This is a genomic window from Pseudomonas sp. PH1b (assembly GCF_000633395.1).
Classification (GTDB): Bacteria; Pseudomonadota; Gammaproteobacteria; order Pseudomonadales; family Pseudomonadaceae; genus Aquipseudomonas.
The window spans coordinates 42,182-58,906 of record NZ_AYMU01000001.1; the positions used below are offsets into that span (position 1 = coordinate 42,182).

Annotated in this window: 18 protein-coding genes; 5 read left to right on the plus strand and 13 right to left on the minus strand. The window is 67.6% G+C overall.

The features are described 5' to 3' along the window. Window positions 1-24 precede the first annotated feature (24 nt). Window positions 25-384 (plus strand): antibiotic biosynthesis monooxygenase, encoded by a 360-nt coding sequence (locus tag U873_RS0100180; RefSeq protein ID WP_025126307.1) that lies wholly within the window; start codon window positions 25-27, stop codon window positions 382-384. Here the strand turns inward: U873_RS0100180 and inhA are convergent. Beyond that, window positions 373-1,059 carry an isonitrile hydratase gene (inhA, locus tag U873_RS0100185; protein WP_025126308.1) on the minus strand — a complete coding sequence of 229 codons (687 nt, stop codon included), beginning with the start codon at window positions 1,057-1,059 and terminating at the stop codon, window positions 373-375. The two genes, U873_RS0100180 and inhA, sit on opposite strands and share 12 nt — an antisense overlap. Window positions 1,060-1,151: 92 nt before the next feature. On the opposite strand from inhA, the gene U873_RS0100190 reads away from it, so the two are divergent. Beyond that, window positions 1,152-2,135 carry a GlxA family transcriptional regulator gene (locus tag U873_RS0100190; protein ID WP_025126309.1) on the plus strand — a complete coding sequence of 328 codons (984 nt, stop codon included), beginning with the start codon at window positions 1,152-1,154 and terminating at the stop codon, window positions 2,133-2,135. A 93-nt stretch (window positions 2,136-2,228) separates the two neighbouring features. Here U873_RS0100190 and U873_RS0100195 read toward each other — a convergent pair whose 3' ends face one another. The 10 genes from U873_RS0100195 to U873_RS0100240 form a co-directional block, all read right to left on the minus strand. Then, window positions 2,229-4,667: an alpha/beta fold hydrolase gene (locus U873_RS0100195; protein WP_025126310.1), complete on the minus strand. Its 2,439-nt coding sequence runs from the start codon at window positions 4,665-4,667 to the stop codon at window positions 2,229-2,231. Between the two features lie 9 nt (window positions 4,668-4,676). Then, window positions 4,677-6,119 (minus strand): TIGR01777 family oxidoreductase, encoded by a 1,443-nt coding sequence (locus U873_RS0100200; protein ID WP_025126311.1) that lies wholly within the window; start codon window positions 6,117-6,119, stop codon window positions 4,677-4,679. Window positions 6,120-6,141: 22 nt separating this feature from the next. Then, window positions 6,142-6,615, minus strand: coding sequence for a hypothetical protein (locus U873_RS0100205; protein WP_025126312.1), 474 nt, complete (start codon window positions 6,613-6,615; stop codon window positions 6,142-6,144). A gap of 88 nt (window positions 6,616-6,703) precedes the next feature. Beyond that, window positions 6,704-7,609, minus strand: coding sequence for an alpha/beta fold hydrolase (locus tag U873_RS0100210; RefSeq protein WP_025126313.1), 906 nt, complete (start codon window positions 7,607-7,609; stop codon window positions 6,704-6,706). Window positions 7,610-7,669: 60 nt separating this feature from the next. Then, entirely contained in the window at window positions 7,670-8,122 is a 453-nt protein-coding gene (locus tag U873_RS0100215) for a hypothetical protein (RefSeq protein WP_025126314.1), read from the minus strand. A gap of 33 nt (window positions 8,123-8,155) precedes the next feature. After that, the gene (locus U873_RS0100220; RefSeq protein WP_025126315.1) at window positions 8,156-8,542 is read right to left on the minus strand and encodes a hypothetical protein; all 387 of its coding nucleotides are present in this window, start codon (window positions 8,540-8,542) and stop codon (window positions 8,156-8,158) included. Between the two features lie 264 nt (window positions 8,543-8,806). Continuing rightward, window positions 8,807-9,268 carry a cysteine hydrolase family protein gene (locus U873_RS0100225; RefSeq protein ID WP_025126316.1) on the minus strand — a complete coding sequence of 154 codons (462 nt, stop codon included), beginning with the start codon at window positions 9,266-9,268 and terminating at the stop codon, window positions 8,807-8,809. Between the two features lie 72 nt (window positions 9,269-9,340). Beyond that, window positions 9,341-9,709, minus strand: coding sequence for a VOC family protein (locus tag U873_RS0100230; protein ID WP_025126317.1), 369 nt, complete (start codon window positions 9,707-9,709; stop codon window positions 9,341-9,343). A gap of 42 nt (window positions 9,710-9,751) precedes the next feature. After that, the gene (locus U873_RS0100235) at window positions 9,752-11,575 is read right to left on the minus strand and encodes a glycoside hydrolase family 15 protein (RefSeq protein WP_025126318.1); all 1,824 of its coding nucleotides are present in this window, start codon (window positions 11,573-11,575) and stop codon (window positions 9,752-9,754) included. Then, window positions 11,568-12,368 carry a glucose 1-dehydrogenase gene (locus U873_RS0100240; protein ID WP_025126319.1) on the minus strand — a complete coding sequence of 267 codons (801 nt, stop codon included), beginning with the start codon at window positions 12,366-12,368 and terminating at the stop codon, window positions 11,568-11,570. Before U873_RS0100240 ends, U873_RS0100235 begins: the two co-directional genes overlap by 8 nt. On the opposite strand from U873_RS0100240, the gene U873_RS0100245 reads away from it, so the two are divergent. Further along, the gene (locus U873_RS0100245; RefSeq protein WP_025126320.1) at window positions 12,367-12,855 is read left to right on the plus strand and encodes a hypothetical protein; all 489 of its coding nucleotides are present in this window, start codon (window positions 12,367-12,369) and stop codon (window positions 12,853-12,855) included. The two genes, U873_RS0100240 and U873_RS0100245, sit on opposite strands and share 2 nt — an antisense overlap. A 14-nt stretch (window positions 12,856-12,869) precedes the next feature. On the opposite strand, the gene U873_RS0100250 is transcribed toward U873_RS0100245, so the two are convergent. After that, complete coding sequence (locus tag U873_RS0100250) at window positions 12,870-13,496, minus strand: TetR/AcrR family transcriptional regulator (RefSeq protein ID WP_025126321.1); 627 nt, start codon at window positions 13,494-13,496, stop codon at window positions 12,870-12,872. A gap of 133 nt (window positions 13,497-13,629) precedes the next feature. Here U873_RS0100250 and U873_RS0100255 point away from each other — a divergent pair, with 133 nt between their 5' ends. Together U873_RS0100255 and U873_RS0100260 are read left to right on the plus strand one after the other, a co-directional pair. Then, window positions 13,630-14,835, plus strand: a complete 1,206-nt coding sequence (locus U873_RS0100255; RefSeq protein ID WP_025126322.1) for an MFS transporter — start codon at window positions 13,630-13,632, stop codon at window positions 14,833-14,835. Between the two features lie 54 nt (window positions 14,836-14,889). Next, window positions 14,890-15,630, plus strand: a complete 741-nt coding sequence (locus tag U873_RS0100260) for a thioesterase II family protein (protein WP_025126323.1) — start codon at window positions 14,890-14,892, stop codon at window positions 15,628-15,630. A 79-nt stretch (window positions 15,631-15,709) separates the two neighbouring features. Here U873_RS0100260 and U873_RS0100265 read toward each other — a convergent pair whose 3' ends face one another. Beyond that, the gene (locus U873_RS0100265; RefSeq protein ID WP_025126324.1) at window positions 15,710-16,678 is read right to left on the minus strand and encodes a siderophore-interacting protein; all 969 of its coding nucleotides are present in this window, start codon (window positions 16,676-16,678) and stop codon (window positions 15,710-15,712) included. Window positions 16,679-16,725: the final 47 nt, after the last annotated feature.

The following is a 16,725-nucleotide window of genomic DNA, read 5'->3' on the forward strand; positions in this document are numbered from 1 at the left end:
TTCATCACCCAATGGAGTTTGCCGATGTACATTGCCGCCTTTATCTACCAGCCAGGCCAGCGCGACGAGGAGTTCCACCGCCTCAGCGCGCTGATCGACGAAATTGCCATCAGCCTGCCGGGCTTCGTCGGCGCCCAATCCTGGACCAGCGCCGATCAGGGGCTGATCAACGCCAGCTATTACTGGGAGGACGAAGCCTCGATCCAGGCCTTTGCCAGCCACCCCAGGCACATCGAGGCCAAGCGCCAGTACCGGCGCTGGTACGCCGGTTATCAGGTGGTGATTTCCAGGGTCGAGCGCACCTATGGCGATGGCGCCATTACCCAGTTGCTGGGCAATGCCCGCCAGGGCCCGGTGCGCCGCGCCGAGGATTCAGCCGGCTGACAGCCGCGCGGCTGCGCGCAGGGTGATCTCCCGGCGCTGGTGCAGCGACTCTGCGGCGCGCTGGCGGGCTTGCTGCACCACGCTGGCGGGGGCGGTGTCCGGGCTGCCGGCCTCGAACGGCGGTGCCGGGGCATATTCCAGTTGCAGCTGTACCCGCTGCGCGGTGGCGGCGTCGAACAGTTCGGCGGCCAGGGTCAGGGCGAAGTCGATGCCGGCGGTGATGCCGCCGCCGGTCAGCAGGTTGCCGTCGCGCACCACCCGCTCGTGCACCGGGATCGCCCCCAGCGGCGCCAGCAGTTCGTGGTAGGCCCAGTGGGTGGTGGCGCGCTTGCCCTGGAGCAGGCCGGCGGCGCCGAGCACCAGGGAGCCGGTGCACACCGAGGTCACATACCGCGCCTGCGCCGCCTGCTGGCGGATGAACGCCAGGGTCTGCGGGTCTTCCATCAGCGCCCCGACCCCGGCACCGCCGGGAATGCAGATCACATCCAGCGGCGGGCAGTCGGCGACGCTTGTGGTGGCCTGCAGCACCAGCCCGGAGCTGGCCACCACCGGCCCCGGCGCCTTCCAGATCAGGTGCACCTGCACATCCGGTAGCGAAGCCAGCACGTCGTGGGGGCCGGTCAGGTCCAGTTGCTGGACCTCGGGGAACAACAGAAAACCAATCTGCACTGTCATTGCCTGTTCCTTGTGTCGATGAGGTGGACGGCGTGACTCTAGCCTTCTAGGATTTGGCGGGTACGCCAACCTGCCCTCGAATTACGCCAATCATGCCCAGCTCCCCAAAAAACGTGTTTGTCCTGGCCTTTGCCAATGCCCAGTTGCTGGATGTCACCGGCCCGTTGCAGGTGTTCGCCTCGGCCAATGACCGGGCCCGTGGCCTGGGCCTGCCCTTGCCCTACCAGCCCCGAGTGATCGCCAGCCCGGGCGGGCCGACCCTGAGCTCAGCGGGGCTGGCATTGCTGGCCGAGCCGCTGCCGGCGCCGGAAGTGGCCTGCGATACCTTGGTCGTTGCCGGGGGCTGGGGCGTCTATGAAGCGGCCCGGGACCCGGCGCTGGTGGCCTGGGTCGCCGCCCGTGCCACGACGGCGCGGCGGGTGGCCTCGGTGTGCACCGGGGCCTTTCTGCTGGCGGCCAGTGGCTGGCTGGATGGGCGCCGGGTAGTGACCCACTGGACCCGTTGCGATCAACTGGCCCAGGAGTACCCGCAACTGCGGGTGGAGGCCAATCCGATCTTTATCAATGACGGTCCGGTGTGGACCTCGGCCGGGGTCACCGCCGGCATCGACCTGGCCCTGGCCCTGGTGGAAGCCGACCTGGGGCGCGAGGCGGCGCTGGACGTGGCGCGGCAATTGGTGGTGTTTCTCAAGCGCCCGGGCGGCCAGTCGCAGTTCAGCGTGACCCTGGCGTTGCAGAATGGAGGCGGGCGTTTCGATGGCTTGCATGCCTGGATCGCTGAAAACCTCAATCGCGAACTGACACTGCCAGTCCTGGCCCAGCAGGCCGCCATGAGCGAGCGCAGCTTCGTCCGCCACTACCGTGCCGACACCGGCCAGACGCCGGCCCGGGCCATCGAGCTGATCCGGGTGGAGACCGCCCGGCGGCTGTTGGCCGACAGCGGCCTGCCGATCAAGCGCATTGCCGCCCAATGCGGGTTCGGCAGTGAAGAAACCCTGCGTCGCAGCGTGCTGCGGGCCCTGGGGGTGACCCCGCAAGCCTACCGCGAGCGTTTCGCGGCAAGCCCGGAATCCTGATTCCGCTGGTCATTGCCTGACCAAGGCGATTGACGGCGCAGCTCGCTGTTGCGCCGGGCCAGGGTCAAGGCAAGGCGGGCTTCAACCCCGGCCTCAGTCCTGGACCAGGCTCAGTTGCCCGTCCTCGTAGCGCACCTCGCGGCCGATCCAGGCCGGGTCCACCTGGGGCAGCACTGCCGAGGGCTTGCGCAGTTCCCGCAGCAGGGTCGAGCCGTGGGACAGCCGGCCGCCCATCCGGGCGATCACTGCCCGGGCTTGCTGGTAATGGGCGTGGCGCCCGGGGTCCAGGGTGTCTTCCAGAAGAATGTCGACCCCCAGCACGCCCTGCACCTGCCCCGGGTAGATCATGAAGCCGCTGGCCTGTTCGTGGCCTTCGCGGCCGTCCTGCCAGAAGCTGCCGCTGCGGCTGCGAACCTGCTCGTGGGGGGCAAACCAATGGGCGCGGTCGGCTTCGGGCACCGCATGGTGCAGGCGGAAAAAGATCCGCATCAGGTTGTCTCGATACCATTCGCGCACTTGCAGGTAATAGCCACGCAGCCCCGGCAGGCCCAGGCGATGGGCCAGGGCGATGGCCGGGCGCCAGTGGGGAAAGGCTTGCAATGGCAGGTCGCTGCAGGGCGGTCGCGGGGTGCCGGGATCGGTTTCCCAGGGCAGCCTGTGGGGGCTGTGCTCCAGGTTGTCGTAAGCGGTGGGCGGCCGGCCCAGCCAGGCGCCGCCGCTGCTGGCCAGGGCGGTGGCGATGCACAGGTTGCCCTGGACCACGAATACATAGAAGCGGCTGAACCAGTCCGCCAGTTGCTGGCCATCGGCTCCGGCCTGGTGCAGGCGCGTCAGTTCATCATCGAAGCGCCGCAGCCCGCGCTCCAGGGTCAGCAGCTGGCCCCGGGCGATCTGCTGCATGCGCAGCAAGCGTGGCAGCGCGCGCAGGACCCGCATTGGCCGCAAGGGCAGGGCCGGGGCCGCGCCACCGACTTCGCCGGCGTAGCCGGTAGACGGCAGGCCCCAATCCGCCAGGCGCGCCAGAAACAGGTCGTTATTGATGTAGGAGGCGCCGCCGAACACTGCGGTGAAGGGTTCGTTGTCCTCCAGCACCCGGGCGTCCCAGCGGGCCATGATCGCCGGAATGCTCGCCGCCGCCCGGCGCTGGCCGTACTCGACGAAGCGGCTGGGTTGGGGCGGCAGGATCTCGGCGATATTGGCTGCGGTCAGGTGTCGGCGCCAGCCGTAATCGCTGATGGGCCGGTACTGCAGCAGCCACAGTTGGCTGCCGTCCCAGGCCCATTCGACATCACCAGGCACGTAGTGGAAGGCTTTCAGCACCCCTTGCAGGAAATCCCACAAGGCGCTTTCGCTCAAGCCCTGGAGCGTGGCGAACGCGCCGCTGGCCCAGGCCCCGCCAAGGCGTGAGAGCACCGCCCGCTGCGGGCTGGCCTGACCGTCGGCGAGGCTTTCCAGATGGCCTTCGACCCACTCCAGTTCCACCGCCAGGTGGCGCACGAAGGCGATCCCCGACAGGGCCGGCTGGATAAAGCGTTGCACCACCACTTCCTCGACGCCGGCGTTGCGCAGCTGATTGATCCGCGGCGCCACTTCCGCGGTCGCGACCCGCAGGTAAGTGGTGCTCAGCCCGGCATTGGCCGAGTCGGCCTGGTCCTCGCCATAGCTCGAAGAGCGCACCGCCCACAGGGCCTGCGGCTGGCTGGCGAGCAGGGCCGGCAGGCGCGGGTCGTCGGCCCGGTCCAGGGACAGGGCGCTGGGCACCGGCTGGCCGGCCAGCTGCGCCAGGCGCAGGCGACCGCCCTTGGTGTGGGCGACGAACCCCGGCTCGCCGGACTCCAGCCAAGTGACGAATTCACCCGGGGCGTCGATCCACGGGTAATGGCCCCAGCCCGGCTTGAGGCTGACCCGCAGGTCGGCCCGGGCCAGGATCGCCGACCAGGCCGCGGCCTGGGCAATCCCCAGCAGCCGGTCCTGATCCCCCCAGACCAGTTCCACCGGGTCCTTGATCCACTCCAGCAACGGCAATGCGGTGTCGGCCCGCAGCTGTTCCCACAGGGGGACAAAGGCCCGGCAACGGGCATAGCCTGCGCCCATGCGCCGGTACTGTTGCGGCGTCCACGGCTGGCGGGAAAACTTGCCGGCGAACCATTCGGGCTTGTGGCTGAGCAAGCCATGAATCAGCCAGCGCGCCGGTAACGGCGACATCAGCGCCGGCAGGCGGCGTTGCCAGAGAAAGGCCCCCACCGGCGACAGCAGCACGCTGCGGGAAAAATGCCCCGGACGGCGCTGCAAGGCATGCAGCACGATCAGCGCGCTGACCCCCACCGCAACAATCGCGTTGCCCGGAAGGGTCATGGCCAGCAGCGCTTCGGCGTATTCGCCCAGGTCGTTGCAGGGCGCTTGCCGGTTGCCGCCAAACCCCGGCAGCTCCAGGGCCTGCACCTGATAACGCTGGAAGTGCGGCAGGGCATCGTCCCACCAGTCGGCGGCGCTGCCATTGCCCGCCAGCAGGTACAACAGGGGCTTGCTCATGGACAATCCTCAGGTCAGGTCGCGCAGGGCGGCGTCCAGGGTCGGGTAGCGGAAGCGGTAGCCGGCCTGCAGCAGGCGCGCGGGCACCACCTTCTGGCCGTCGAAGAACAGCTCGGCCATTTCCCCGGCCAGGGCCCGTACCGGCGCCGCCGGCACATGCAGCCATACCGGGCGTTTGAGCAGCTTGCCAACGGTGGCGGCGAACGTACCCTGGCTCACCGGTTCCGGTGCCACCAGGTTGTAGGTGCCGGCCAGGGAGTTGTCGGCCATGGCTTTGGCGATCACCTGCAGGACGTCGTCGCGGTGCACCCAGCTGATGATCTGGCGACCGTCGCCCATGCGTCCGCCAAAGCCGAAATGGAACGGAATCAGCAAGGGTTTCAGGGCGCCGCCGGGGCCGAATACGATGCCTAGGCGCAGCACCACCTGGCGCACCCCGAAACGGGTCGCCGGTTCGGCCGAGGACTCCCAGCGGGCGCACAGGTCGGCCATGAAGCCTTCGCCGCGCTCAGCGTTTTCATCCAGCGTCTGGCTGGCATCGCGCACCCCGTAGAAACCGATGGCCGAGGCCTGGATCCACAGTTGCGGCTTGTGCTGGGCATGCTGCAGCCAGTTGAGCAGGGCCTCGGTGGTACCCACCCGGCTGGCCAGCAGTTGCGCCTGGCGCTTGGCCGACCAGCGCGGGCCGGCGACCGGAGCCCCGGCCAGGTTGATGATCACGTCGAAGGCTTCGTTGTGGCCGAGCTTGCCGAGGCTGCGCAAGCAGCGCGCACGGCCGTCGAACAGGTAGGCGGCGCGCAGCGGATCGCGGGCCAGCACACTGACGGTGTGCCCGGCATCCAGCAGTTGGTTGACCAGGGTCTCGCCGATGAAACCGGTGCCACCGGTGACCAGCACCCGCTTGCCGGGGCCGCCGGTGAACGGGTTGCTGCCCGGGCCCTGGCGTTGCAGGCGCAGGGCCGCCAGGCCATCGCGGATGCCCGAGGCGCTCACGCCGATGGCGAACAGGCTCAGGGCCCAGCCTTGCCAGCCCAGGTCCAGGGGCGCCAGGGCACTGGGCAGGCGCGACCATTCCAGCAGTTGCAGGCCGTACAGGGCGAAGAAGGCCCCGGCATTGATCGCCAGCACGGTGTGCATGATGCGCTCGATGGCCGGCAGCTTGCGGCTGCGGTCCTCGACCACGAAGTCCCACAGGGTCAGGCCGATCTCCAGGGCGAACAGCAGCGCGATCACCAGGGCCCAGATGCCCTGGAACGCCAGGTGGGCGATGCCCATGAACAGCACCCCGTAGAAGCACGAGCGCAGGGCGTGGATCGCCAGTTCCTTGCGGGCGCCATGGCGTTGCGGCAGGGCCACGGTGAGTTCGTGATGGTAGATCGTGTCCAGGGCGCCGAGCACCCCCTGGGCGAGCAGCAGGGCGATGGCCCACTGCAGGATTGGCAAGTCAGCCACGATGGTGAAGTCCTTTTACGGGTTACAAGGAAGCAGCGCGGAACCGGCGGTCATGCCGGTACAGCCACAGCAGCGGTGGCAGCAGCACCAGGAGGGCGAAGCTGTCGATCCACAGGTGCGAGGTCATCTGCACCTGCCACGACAGCCACATGTCCTGGGGCGCCCAGAGCAGGATCCCGGCCATCAGCCAGGCCCAGGCCGCCGGGCTGCGCAGGCGGTTGCCCAGGTGCACCAGGGCCAGCAGGTACAGGGAGTAGCTTTGCAGGGTGGCGCCGAACAGGCCCAGCCACCAGACCTGCTGGGCCCGTGCGGCACTGGGCGCAGAACTGCCCCAGAAGGCCTGCTCGATGGTGCCCAGGTAGTCGTTGAACAGCGCGCTGTGGCCGGCCCAGGTCAGCAGCAGGCCGGCCAGCAGGTGGCCGGCGCCGGCGGCGTACAGCCAGAGCACCAGGGCCCGGCGCAGGCCGGGCCGGGGAGAGGAAGCGGCAGATAACATTCCATGTCCTGTGGGGGGAATCGAGGCCGCGAAGTGTACCGATTTTTCCCCGGATGCAGTGTGTCCGTTGCCGGCGACAGGTGTGCGCTCAGTGCTCCTGGAGTAATTCCAGCAAGGCATCGAGGGTGGCCTGCGGCGCCTCCTGGGGCACATTGTGGCCGACCCCGGCCAGCACTCGGCGCTGGTAACCGGCACTGAACAGGTCGACATCCGGATCGGGCTCGAGCACCGGGCCGACGCCATCGTCGGCGCCGCACAGGGCAATGGTCGGCACCCGGATCGGCGGTTGCGCAAGCAGCGCCTGCTCGATGGCCTCCAGGGCCGGGTCGCCTGCCACATAACCGAAGCGATGGCGGTAGGAGTGGATCACCACCGCAACGAAATCCGGGTTGTCGAAGGACGCCGCACTCAGGCCATAGAGTTCGGGCCCGGACGCCCAGGTGGGCGACCACAGGCGCCACAGCAGTTCGCAGAGCTCCCGGCGATTGGCGGTCAGCCCGTCGACCCCGCGCTGGGTGTTGAAATAGTACTGGTACCACAGCCGGTGCTCGGTCTCCGGGGCGCGGGGTTCACAGGCCCGGGAAATGTCCTGGATGTTGTAGCCGTCGGCGCTCATCAGGGCCCGCACCCGTTGCGGCCACAGCGCCGCGACGATGCACGCGGCGCGCCCGCCCCAGTCGTAGCCGGCCAGGGTGGCCCGGGGCAGGTACAGGGCATCCATCAGGTCCAGCAGGTCCTGGGCCAGGGCCGCCTGCTGCCCGGAGCGCATCACCTGGGCACTGGCAAAGCGCGTCGGCCCGTAGCCCCGCAGGTAGGGCACGATCACCCGATAGCCGAGTTCGGCCAGGGGCGGGGCGATCTCGTCGTAGGCCCGCGGGTCGTAGGGGAAACCATGGAGCAGGATCACCGGCTCGCCGCCCAGGGGGCCGTGCTGCTCGTAGGCGATGTTCAGGCTCGGGGTCTGTACATGATGCAGGAACGGTTGGCTGGGCATGATGGCTCCAAGGCGGGTCGGACCGGGAAACCCTAGCTGAAAAGTTCGTCGCCAGGGAGCTTACAGCGACTCGTACTGGCCATCCTGGTCGACATAGAACACCTCGCTGAGGTACCAGCGCTGATGGCTGAACAGCAGGTGGTAGTGATAGTCGGCGGCAAACCCCGTCCCGGGTTGGATTGCCCGGGTTTTCAACAGGGCGCGATCGGCGGTACGGCTGCTGGAGAGGATCTGCTCATAGCCGGTGCCGTGGTTGGCCGGGTCGCTGAAGGCAATCGGCTGGCCCTGAAAACCCGGCGGGCAGAACTTGGCCAGCAACTGGGCGTACTCCTGCTGCGCCAGGTCGAGCGCTTGCAGGGGCGCATCGAGCGGCTGGCGGGCGTTGGCCTGGTCGCTCCACTGCTGATAGTCGGCAATGAACTGGCGCACCAGGGCTTCGGGTGAATCGCTGAATGCAGCGCACAGCGCGGTGTTGCTGAACAGCAGGGCAAGCAGGGCGAATAGTATTCTCATCGGCTTGGCATCACTCAGGGGTGTTTTCAGTGCTCAGGCTGCATGCAGCCCGTCAGCGTCGCGCCAGTAGAGGGTGGATTCGTATTGAAACGAGAGGATGAACATCGTCTCGCAGTGCTGGACGATGGTTTCCAGCAGCCGGCGGATGTCTTCCAGGCAACTGTGACCCTCGGGTTCGGGGCCCTTGATGCGCAAATAGCAGCGCAGGCCGACGGCGAAGTCGCAGCCTTTACGGTCTTCGGCTCGGATCTCGGGTTCCAGTCCCGCCTCTTCGCTGTACAGGCTCAGGCCTGAGGTGAAGGTCGCCTGCAGGCCACCGGGTATGGGGGCCTGCTCGGCTCCGGGGAAACCTTGCAACAGATGGCCGAGCAGCACCGTGGTCAGGTGCTTGTCGGCTTCAAGGTGCAGATCCAGGCTCATGGGGGTTCCTTATGGAGGAGGGCGAGGTGCTGATTCTAACGCTGCGCTGCCCGCACGATCGCCTTCGCCGGCAAGCCGGCTCCTACGGCCCCCACACGATACCCCTGCCAGCTGTAGGAGCTGGCTTGCCAGCGAAGGGGCCCGCGAGATCGCCTTCGCCGGCAAGCCGGCTCCTACGGGCTCCCCCCGATACCCCAGTCAACTGTAGGAGCTGGCTTGCCAGCGAAGAGGCCCGCAAGATCGCCTTCGCCAGCAAGCCGGTTCCTACAGGTCGGTACTGTGGATCAGGTGCTTGAAATGATGCCGCCACAGGTCGATGCCCAGCTGGCCGCTGCGGTCCAGGGACGAGCCCTGCGTCAGGTCGGTGATCAGGGTCGGCTGCAAGCCGGCATCGAACAGGGCAAAACCCGCTGCCAGCACGCAGGTGTCGGTCTGGATGCCGCACACCAGTACTCGCTCGGGGGCCAGGCGTTTCAGGTAGTCGAGCATCTCCGGCGTCGGTCCATAGCCGTGCTTGATAAAGATGCGTTCGGCCGCCACCAGGCTCTGGTCGTCGGCGGAAGGTTGCCAGCCCAACTGGCGGGCAAAGGGCGTTTGGCTTTCATCGTGGCGTTCTACCGTGGCCACCGAAGGCATGCGCGTCAGCAGGCGGTTGATGCCGTCCACCAGCCACTGGGGCGGGTTGAAGCAGGGTTGCACATCGATGATCAGCAGGACCTGCTGCATGGGGCGTTCTCCAGGGGCCGGTGTTTGAGGACCAGGCGCGAAAGACCCGTCATTCTGCCGGGAACGCTTCCTTCAGGCGAGCGTTGCGCCCTGGCGCAGGCCAATGCAATTGCCCCAGGGATCCTGCACCTGGCAGATCCATTCACCGTCGCCAATGGCCATCGGTCCACGGTACAGGCGCCCGCCGAGGGCGGTCAGGTGCTGCAGTCGCGCCGGCAGGTCGGCCACTCGCCAATACACCACCGAGCCGGCCGGACCCTGGCCCACCTTGGCGTCGGCGGCGACGATCTCGATGGCAATGCCGTTAATCTGCAGGTGGCCGAAGTCATCGGGTTGGTGGACGATGCGCCGCGCCTGGGGGAACGCTTGGGCGTACCAGTCGGTGGCGGCGCGCCAGTCGGCGGCGTGGATCATCACCGCGATAATCGGCGAGTCGGGCATGGCGAACATTCCATTTCGGGCGGCAGCGGGGGCCGGCGGCGCTCAAGGTTGCCAGACACTCTTGTCACCGCTCAAGCGCCGGTCGAGAAAACACGCGGCACTGATCAGCGCCAGATGGGTCAGGGCCTGGGGCGTATTGCCCAGGTGACGGCCATGGCTGTCGAATTCCTCGGCGTATAACCCCAGGGGGTTGGCATAGCGCAGCAGTTGCTCGAACTCCAGGTGCGCCTGTTCCACGCGCCCGGCCCGGGCCAGGCACTCCACGTACCAGAAGGAGCAGGCGGCAAAGGCCCCTTCGCGGCCGGGCAGGCCGTCGATCCCGCTGTCGTCGTTGCGGTAGCGGTAGACCATGCCGTCGCGCACCAGGCTGTTCTCGATGGCGTCGAGGGTGGCCAGCCAGCGCGGGTCCTTGGCGCTGACGAAGCGCACCAGGGGCATCAGCAGCATCGAGCCGTCCAGGGCGGTACTGCCGATGTGCTGCACGAAGTGCCCCCGCTGCTCGTCCCAGAACTGGCTCCAGATGTCGTCATAGATCGCCTGCCGGGTCTGGTCCCAGCGGGCGAAGGGGGCTGGCAGCGAACGCTTGGAGGCCAGGCGGATGGCGCGGTCCAACGCGACCCAGCACATCAGCCGCGAATGCAGGAAGTGGTGCTGTTCGCCGCGCATTTCCCAGATCCCCACGTCCTTTTGCTGCCAGGTGGCGCAGACCTGGTCCACCACCTTGATCGTGTGTTGCCAGCCTTCGTGGGAGATCGCCTCGCCGTACTTGTTGACCAGGTACACCGCGTCCAGCAGCTCGCCGAAGATGTCCAGTTGCACCTGGTCATAGGCCTGGTTGCCGATCCGCACCGGCTGCGCGCCGCCGTGACCGGACAGGTGCGGCAGCGGGCTTTCCGGCAACTCCTGGCGACCGTCGATGCCATACAGGATATTGAGCTTCATCGGTTGCCCGTGGCAGTCGCTGACCCGTCCGCGCAGCCAGCCCATGTAGGCGTTGGCTTCAGCGACGAAGCCCAGGCGCATGAAGGCGTAGACGGTGAACGAGGCATCGCGCACCCAGGTGTAGCGGTAGTCCCAGTTGCGTTCGCCGCCGGGGCTTTCCGGCAGGCCGAAGGTGGCCGCCGCCAGGATCGAGCCGTGGCGGCGCGAGGTCAGCAGCTTCAGCGCCAGGGCCGAGCGGTTGACCATCTCCCGCCAGCGCCCGCGGTAGTTGGACTGGCCGATCCAGTCGCGCCAGAACTTCAGGGTACGGCGCAGGTGCAGGTCGCTGTCGTTGCCGGTCACCCGCGGGTCTTCCAGGCCGCCAAAGATGAATTCGGCGCCCTGGCCCTGTTCCAGGGTGAATTGCGCCAACGCCGCGTCCCGTTCGATGTGCAGCGGTTGGCTGGCCACCAGGCGCAGGCCGGGCTGCCCCGGTGCTTCGAAGCACACCCCAGCGCCGTCGAGGCGGGCCCGGGTGGCGGCGCGGCCGTAGTCATGGCGTGGCGCGCATTGCAGGTGCAAGGTGGCGCGGCCACTGACCACCCGCACCCGACGCACCAGCAGGGGCGGCTGCTGCGGATCCTCGTCGATGGCCAGCAGGTCGGTGACTTCCACCACCGCCTCGTCCCCCAGCCAGCGGGTCTGCAGGACGTTGCTGTCGGGCAGGTAGATCTGCTGGCGCCTGGCATTGGCCAGCACCGGCGCCAGCTGGAAGATCCCGGCGGCGGGGGAATCCAGCAGCGACAGGAAGATTGACGGGCTGTCGAATTCCGGCCAGCAAAAGAAGTCGATGCTGCCCTGGTCGTCCACCAGGGCGGCGCTGCGCAGGTCGCCGATGATGCCGTGGGCATCGATCGGCCGCTGGGTCGAGTGGTGTTCAGCCATTGCCGCGAAACTCCGGATAGAGGCTCATGCCGCCGTCGATGAACAGGGTGCTGCCGATCACGTAGTCGGAGGCATCCGAGGCCAGCCACAGCGCTGCGTTGGCCACGTCCTCGGGGTCGCCGACCCGGCCGTAGGGAATCAGCTTGAGCAGTTCCTGCTCCGCCGCGCCTTCGGTGGCGGCGCGGTTGATCGGGGTGCGGATCGCCCCGGGGGCGATGCCGTTGATGCGGATGCGCTGCTGGCTGAATTCCTGGGCCAGGGTGCGCATGAGCATTTCCACACCGCCCTTGGACGCCGCGTAGTTGACGTGACCGGCCCAGGGAATCAGCTGGTGCACCGAACTCATGTGGATGATCTTGCCGGCCGCCCGGGACACCCCGGCACGCACGCCCTGGCGCTGGAAAATCTGCAGCGCGGCGCGGGCACAGAGAAATTGGCCGGTGAGGTTGACGTTGATCACTCGGTTCCAGTCCGCCAGGCTCAGGCTGGCCGCCGGGGCGTCTTTCTGCAGCCCCGAGTTGGCCACCAGGATATCGAGGAAGCCGAAGGCTTCGAGGGTCTTGGCGAACAGCGCCTCGACCTGCTTCTCATCGGACACGTCGCCTCCGAGGGCCATGGCCCGGCCGCCTTCGGCGTTGATCCTGGCCGCCAGTTCCTCGGCGGGGGCGGCCTGGGAATGGTAGTTGAGCACCACGCTGGCGCCGGCCGCCGCCAGGGCGATGGCGGTGGCCGCACCGATGCCGGAACTGGCGCCGGTGACCAGTGCCACTTGTTGATCGAGGGAGAGCTGCATGGGGCGTTCCTTTATCAGGGAGCGTGTTCAGCTGACTGACAAAAGGGCCCGGGAGTTCAGCGGTTTTTTTAGGCTCAGGGGCGGGGCCACTGTTCAACTGCTGGCGAATCAGCTCGGCGCCGGCGACCTGGGTCAGCCAGGCGCCCTTGAGCGAGTAATGCTTGTGCAGGTGGGACTTGGCAACGTCGGCCAGTTGGGCCTGGTCCAGCGCGCCGGGATTCTTGAGCCTGAGCAGCTTGATGCTGGCCCGGGCGCGGGCGGCCCGGCCGAGTACCGAGCTCAGTTTGCCCCCGCTGTTGATCGCCTCGATCAGCACTGCGCCGGCATGCACGAACAGCGCCGCGTGGCTGAAGCCGGAATCGGTGGCGGACTGGATCAGGCTGCTCTACAGGGCAGCGCTGCGGCTCGGCAGAATGTCGCCTACCTGGAGTGTCGAGACATCGAACAGAAAGCAGGTGGCGGCCGGCTGAGGTGGGGGGCGGTCTAGCTGTCCATGGCGGCTTACCTTGTGCCAGGGAGCATTTCAGCGCAGGGCGCGGCGCTGTCGAGGCGCAGTCCCCGCAGCAGCAGTTGCAGGGCGACCAGGCTCTCTTCGAGCTTGTCTGCCGGTTGCGCGGCGTTGGCTATCCACAGGGCCGCTTCCACCAGGGCGCCGTTGATCAACCGGGCCAGGGCCTGGGGCGCTCCCGGCGCAATCACCCGGGCCTCGATCAGTTGCTCCAGCAGGGCGCACAGGGACGCGACGCATTGCTCCTCGCTGGCCTGGGCGACATCGCTCAGCACGGCCCGGGCATCCTGCAGCAGGATGCGCTGGATCTCCGGTTCCAGGGCCATCTGCAGGTAGGCCCGGCAACGTTCGCAGAAGGCCTGCCAGGGGTCTGCCACTTGGCGGGAGATCAGTGCCAGGCGCTGATCCATCTCGCCGTCGATCTGTGCCACCACGGCCGCCAGCAGGCCCTGTTTGTCTCCGAAGTGGTGATACAGCGCACCCCGGGTCAGGCCGGCCTCGGCGGTCAGGTCATCCATGGAGGTCTTGGCGTAGCCCAGGCGGGCAAAGGCCTGGCGGCCGCTGGCAATCAGCTTGGCGCGGGTGGCTTCGATCATCTCGGCTCGTGGGCGGCTGCTCATGGGGCGCTCTCCAGCAAATGATGGGTTGACATACGGAGCGTATGTTTACATGATTTTTAACATACGCGGCGTATGTATTTCTACTGCCGGAGCATTTTGTGGCAAGTTGCAGCCCCCCAAGGAGTCGTTGTAAATGGCAAACCCCTACCGTGAATTGTTCACCGCCCCGGGCAGCCGGGCGTTTGTCCTGGCCGGGATGATCGCGCGCATGCCGATCTCCATGACCGGCATCGGCCTGATCACCATGCTCGCGCAACTGCACGGCGGTTATGCCCTGGCCGGTGGCGTGGCGGCGACCTTTGCCCTGGCCACGGCCTTTTGTGCGCCCCAGGTCTCGCGGCTGGTGGATCGATACGGCCAGGGGCGGGTGCTGCCACTGGCGGCGGGGCTGGGTGGCGGCGCACTCCTGGCCCTGCTGCTGTGCACACGGTTGCAGGCGCCGCAGTGGACGCTGTTCGTGTTTGCCGCCCTGGCCGGCTGCATGCCCAGCATGTCGGCCATGGTCCGTGCCCGCTGGACCGAGCTGTACCGCGGCCAGCCGCAACTGCAGACCGCCTATGCCCTGGAGTCGGTGCTCGACGAGGTCTGCTTCATTGTCGGCCCGCCGTTGTCGGTGGGGCTCAGCGTGGCACTGTTTCCCGAAGCCGGGCCCTTGATGGCGTTGCTGGCGCTGGTGCTTGGGGTCAGTCTGTTCGTCCTGCAGAAAGCCACCGAGCCGCCGGTGCACCCTCATGCAGAAGGGCAGGGCGGCTCGATCATCCGTTCGCTGGAGATCCGCCTGCTGGTGCTGTTGATGATAGCCATGGGCACCATTGTCGGGGTGGTCGATGTGGTCAGCGTGGCCTTCGCCCAGCAGCAGGGGCAGCCGGCGGCGGCGAGCATCGTGCTGTCGGTGTATGCCGGCGGTTCCTGCCTGGCGGGCATCGCGTTTGGCGCGCTGAAATTCTCCATGCCCTTGCCGCGCCTGTTCATGTACGGCGGCATCGCCACCGCGGTCACCACGTTGCCGCTGTTGCTGGCGAGCAACATCCTCGGCCTGTCCCTGGCGGTGTTCGTCGCCGGGCTGTTCTTCGCCCCGACCCTGATCGTCGCCATGGCCCTGGTGGAAAGCATCGTGCCGCCGGCCAAGCTCACCGAAGGCCTGACCTGGCTGGTCACCGGCCTGAGCATCGGTGTGGCGCTGGGGGCTGCCGGCTCGGGCTTCCTGGTGGACCACTTCGGTGCCCGCAGCGGTTTCTGGCTGGCCCTGGCCGGTGGCGCGGTGGTGTTGGCTGCGGCGTTGCAGAGCTACCGGCAACTGACACCGGGGCGCTCGTCACCGGGTTCCCTGGCCGGCTAATTTCCGTGGCCGCTCATGCGTTCTCTTAACAGTTCATTTGTTGAGGGGAGTGCCGTGACCAAGCTGACATTGCTGTGCCTGCCGTATTCGGGGGCCAGTGCCATGGTCTACAGCCGCTGGCGGCGCAAGCTGCCGGAATGGCTGCAGTTGCTGCCGGTGGAGTTGCCCGGGCGCGGTGCGCGTTTTGGCGAGCCGCTGCACACCGACATGCGCACCCTGGCCCTGCAACTGGCCCGCGAGGCGCTGCCCACCCTGCGTGCGCCCTATGTATTGTTCGGCCATAGCCTGGGCGCCTTGCTGGCCTGCGAGATGGCCCATGCCCTGCGTTCCCTGGGGTGTCCCGAGCCGGTGGCACTGTTTGCCTCGGGGACCGCGGCGCCAACCTTGCGCGCCGAATACGACCGGGGATTCGCCGAGCCCAAGACCGATGGTCAACTGATCGAGCAGTTGCGCACCCTCAACGGCACCAGTGAAGAAGTGCTGGCCAACCGCGAACTGATGAGCCTGACCCTGCCGGTGCTGCGTGCCGACTTCCTGTTGTGCGGGCGCTTCACCCCAGTGCAGCGGCCCTTGCTGAACTGCCCGGTGCACGTGTTCGGCGGCAAGGACGATCGCGCCACCGCCGAGCAGTTGATCGGCTGGAGCCGCGAGACCCAGGGCAGCTTCTCCGTGGACATGCTGGCTGGCGGGCATTTCTTCATCCATGAACACGAGGCCAAGGTGCTGAGCCTGATGAAGGGGCACCTGGCGGTTCATCGGCGTCGCCAGCAGCAACCGGTGGCAGCGGTTTCCTGAGAGGCGGGTCGGCCCGGGATCAATCGCCGGGCTTGAAAGTGCGGCGCCCCTTCTGGGGCGCTTTCGGCTGCAATCCCCCTCAGCCCAGGGAGGTGCCTTGGCGCCAGTAGCCCATCAGCGTGAGGTTGCGGCGCTCCTGGCCGCGCTCGTTGATCAGGAAGCGGCGGATCTTCATCACCGTGCCCGACTCCCCGGCCACCCAGGCATAAAAACTGTTGTCGGCCGGCTGGGCCGAGTCCCAGGGGCGCAGTTCCTCGCCTCGCTGGGAGACCTTGATCGGGCGCCGCTCGCTGTCGGGCGGTGGCAGTTCGGCCAGCTCCTGCGCCGCGTGGATCAGGGTCTCGCCATGCTGGGCGCCGAGTACGTCCCGGGGCAGCCAGTTGAGGCGAGTGTGGGGGTGGCAGCGCAAGGTCACGCAGTCGCTTTCGTAGGGCACCTCGATAAACACCTGGACGTCGGGGTAGGCCGGGTACTCCATCAACTCTTCGAGAATCCCGGCGATGGCCGGCAGGGCGGTTTCGTCGCCGATCAGCAGCACCTTGCGGATACCCGCCGGCGGCTGCCATTCATAGCCGCCCGGGTCGCCGCTGAAGGCCTTGTTCGGCACCACCATCTGCAGCCGGTCGCCGGGTTGCGCCTGGGTGGCCCAGGCCGAGGCGGGGCCGTTGACCCCGTGCAGCACGAAGTCCACGTCCAGCTCCGCCGGCTGCATGCGCAGGGCGCGGATGGTGTAGGTGCGCATCGGCGGCTGCTGGGCGGCCGGCAGTTTGCGCCGGGCGGCGTGCCAATCGCCTTCGACCGGCAATTGCGAGGGCGTGCCGTCGGCGCCGGGGAACAGCAGCTTGATGCGCTGGTCCGGGGCCAGGCAGCGGGCCTGGGCAATGTCGTCGCCGCCGAACACCAGGCGGACCAGGGAGGGGCTGAGGTCGATGCGTTGCTTGAGTTCGACGTTGATCACCCGGTAGCCCTTGGGCTTGGGTCTGTCGATGCCGGTCAGTTTGCGCAAGCCTTGAGTGAGGATGTCGGTCAGCGATTGTGCGGAGGACATGGGCGTTACCTGCTGCAAGAAGGGATAAGGAAGTAACGAAGTATCGA

What these genes read in the sequence shown, in the direction of transcription:
- U873_RS0100190 (WP_025126309.1), top strand. Translation starts at nt 1,152, where the DNA reads ATGCCCAGCTCCCCAAAAAACGTGTTTGTCCTGGCCTTTGCCAATGCC.
- inhA (WP_025126308.1), bottom strand. Translation starts at nt 1,059, where the DNA reads ATGACAGTGCAGATTGGTTTTCTGTTGTTCCCCGAGGTCCAGCAACTG.
- U873_RS0100240 (WP_025126319.1), bottom strand. Translation starts at nt 12,368, where the DNA reads ATGCAGCTCTCCCTCGATCAACAAGTGGCACTGGTCACCGGCGCCAGT.
- U873_RS0100250 (WP_025126321.1), bottom strand. Translation starts at nt 13,496, where the DNA reads ATGAGCAGCCGCCCACGAGCCGAGATGATCGAAGCCACCCGCGCCAAG.
- U873_RS0100215 (WP_025126314.1), bottom strand. Translation starts at nt 8,122, where the DNA reads ATGAGAATACTATTCGCCCTGCTTGCCCTGCTGTTCAGCAACACCGCG.
- U873_RS0100225 (WP_025126316.1), bottom strand. Translation starts at nt 9,268, where the DNA reads ATGCAGCAGGTCCTGCTGATCATCGATGTGCAACCCTGCTTCAACCCG.
- U873_RS0100205 (WP_025126312.1), bottom strand. Translation starts at nt 6,615, where the DNA reads ATGTTATCTGCCGCTTCCTCTCCCCGGCCCGGCCTGCGCCGGGCCCTG.
- U873_RS0100245 (WP_025126320.1), top strand. Translation starts at nt 12,367, where the DNA reads ATGGGGCGTTCCTTTATCAGGGAGCGTGTTCAGCTGACTGACAAAAGG.
- U873_RS0100255 (WP_025126322.1), top strand. Translation starts at nt 13,630, where the DNA reads ATGGCAAACCCCTACCGTGAATTGTTCACCGCCCCGGGCAGCCGGGCG.
- U873_RS0100265 (WP_025126324.1), bottom strand. Translation starts at nt 16,678, where the DNA reads ATGTCCTCCGCACAATCGCTGACCGACATCCTCACTCAAGGCTTGCGC.
- U873_RS0100230 (WP_025126317.1), bottom strand. Translation starts at nt 9,709, where the DNA reads ATGCCCGACTCGCCGATTATCGCGGTGATGATCCACGCCGCCGACTGG.
- U873_RS0100220 (WP_025126315.1), bottom strand. Translation starts at nt 8,542, where the DNA reads ATGAGCCTGGATCTGCACCTTGAAGCCGACAAGCACCTGACCACGGTG.
- U873_RS0100235 (WP_025126318.1), bottom strand. Translation starts at nt 11,575, where the DNA reads ATGGCTGAACACCACTCGACCCAGCGGCCGATCGATGCCCACGGCATC.
- U873_RS0100195 (WP_025126310.1), bottom strand. Translation starts at nt 4,667, where the DNA reads ATGAGCAAGCCCCTGTTGTACCTGCTGGCGGGCAATGGCAGCGCCGCC.
- U873_RS0100180 (WP_025126307.1), top strand. Translation starts at nt 25, where the DNA reads ATGTACATTGCCGCCTTTATCTACCAGCCAGGCCAGCGCGACGAGGAG.
- U873_RS0100210 (WP_025126313.1), bottom strand. Translation starts at nt 7,609, where the DNA reads ATGCCCAGCCAACCGTTCCTGCATCATGTACAGACCCCGAGCCTGAAC.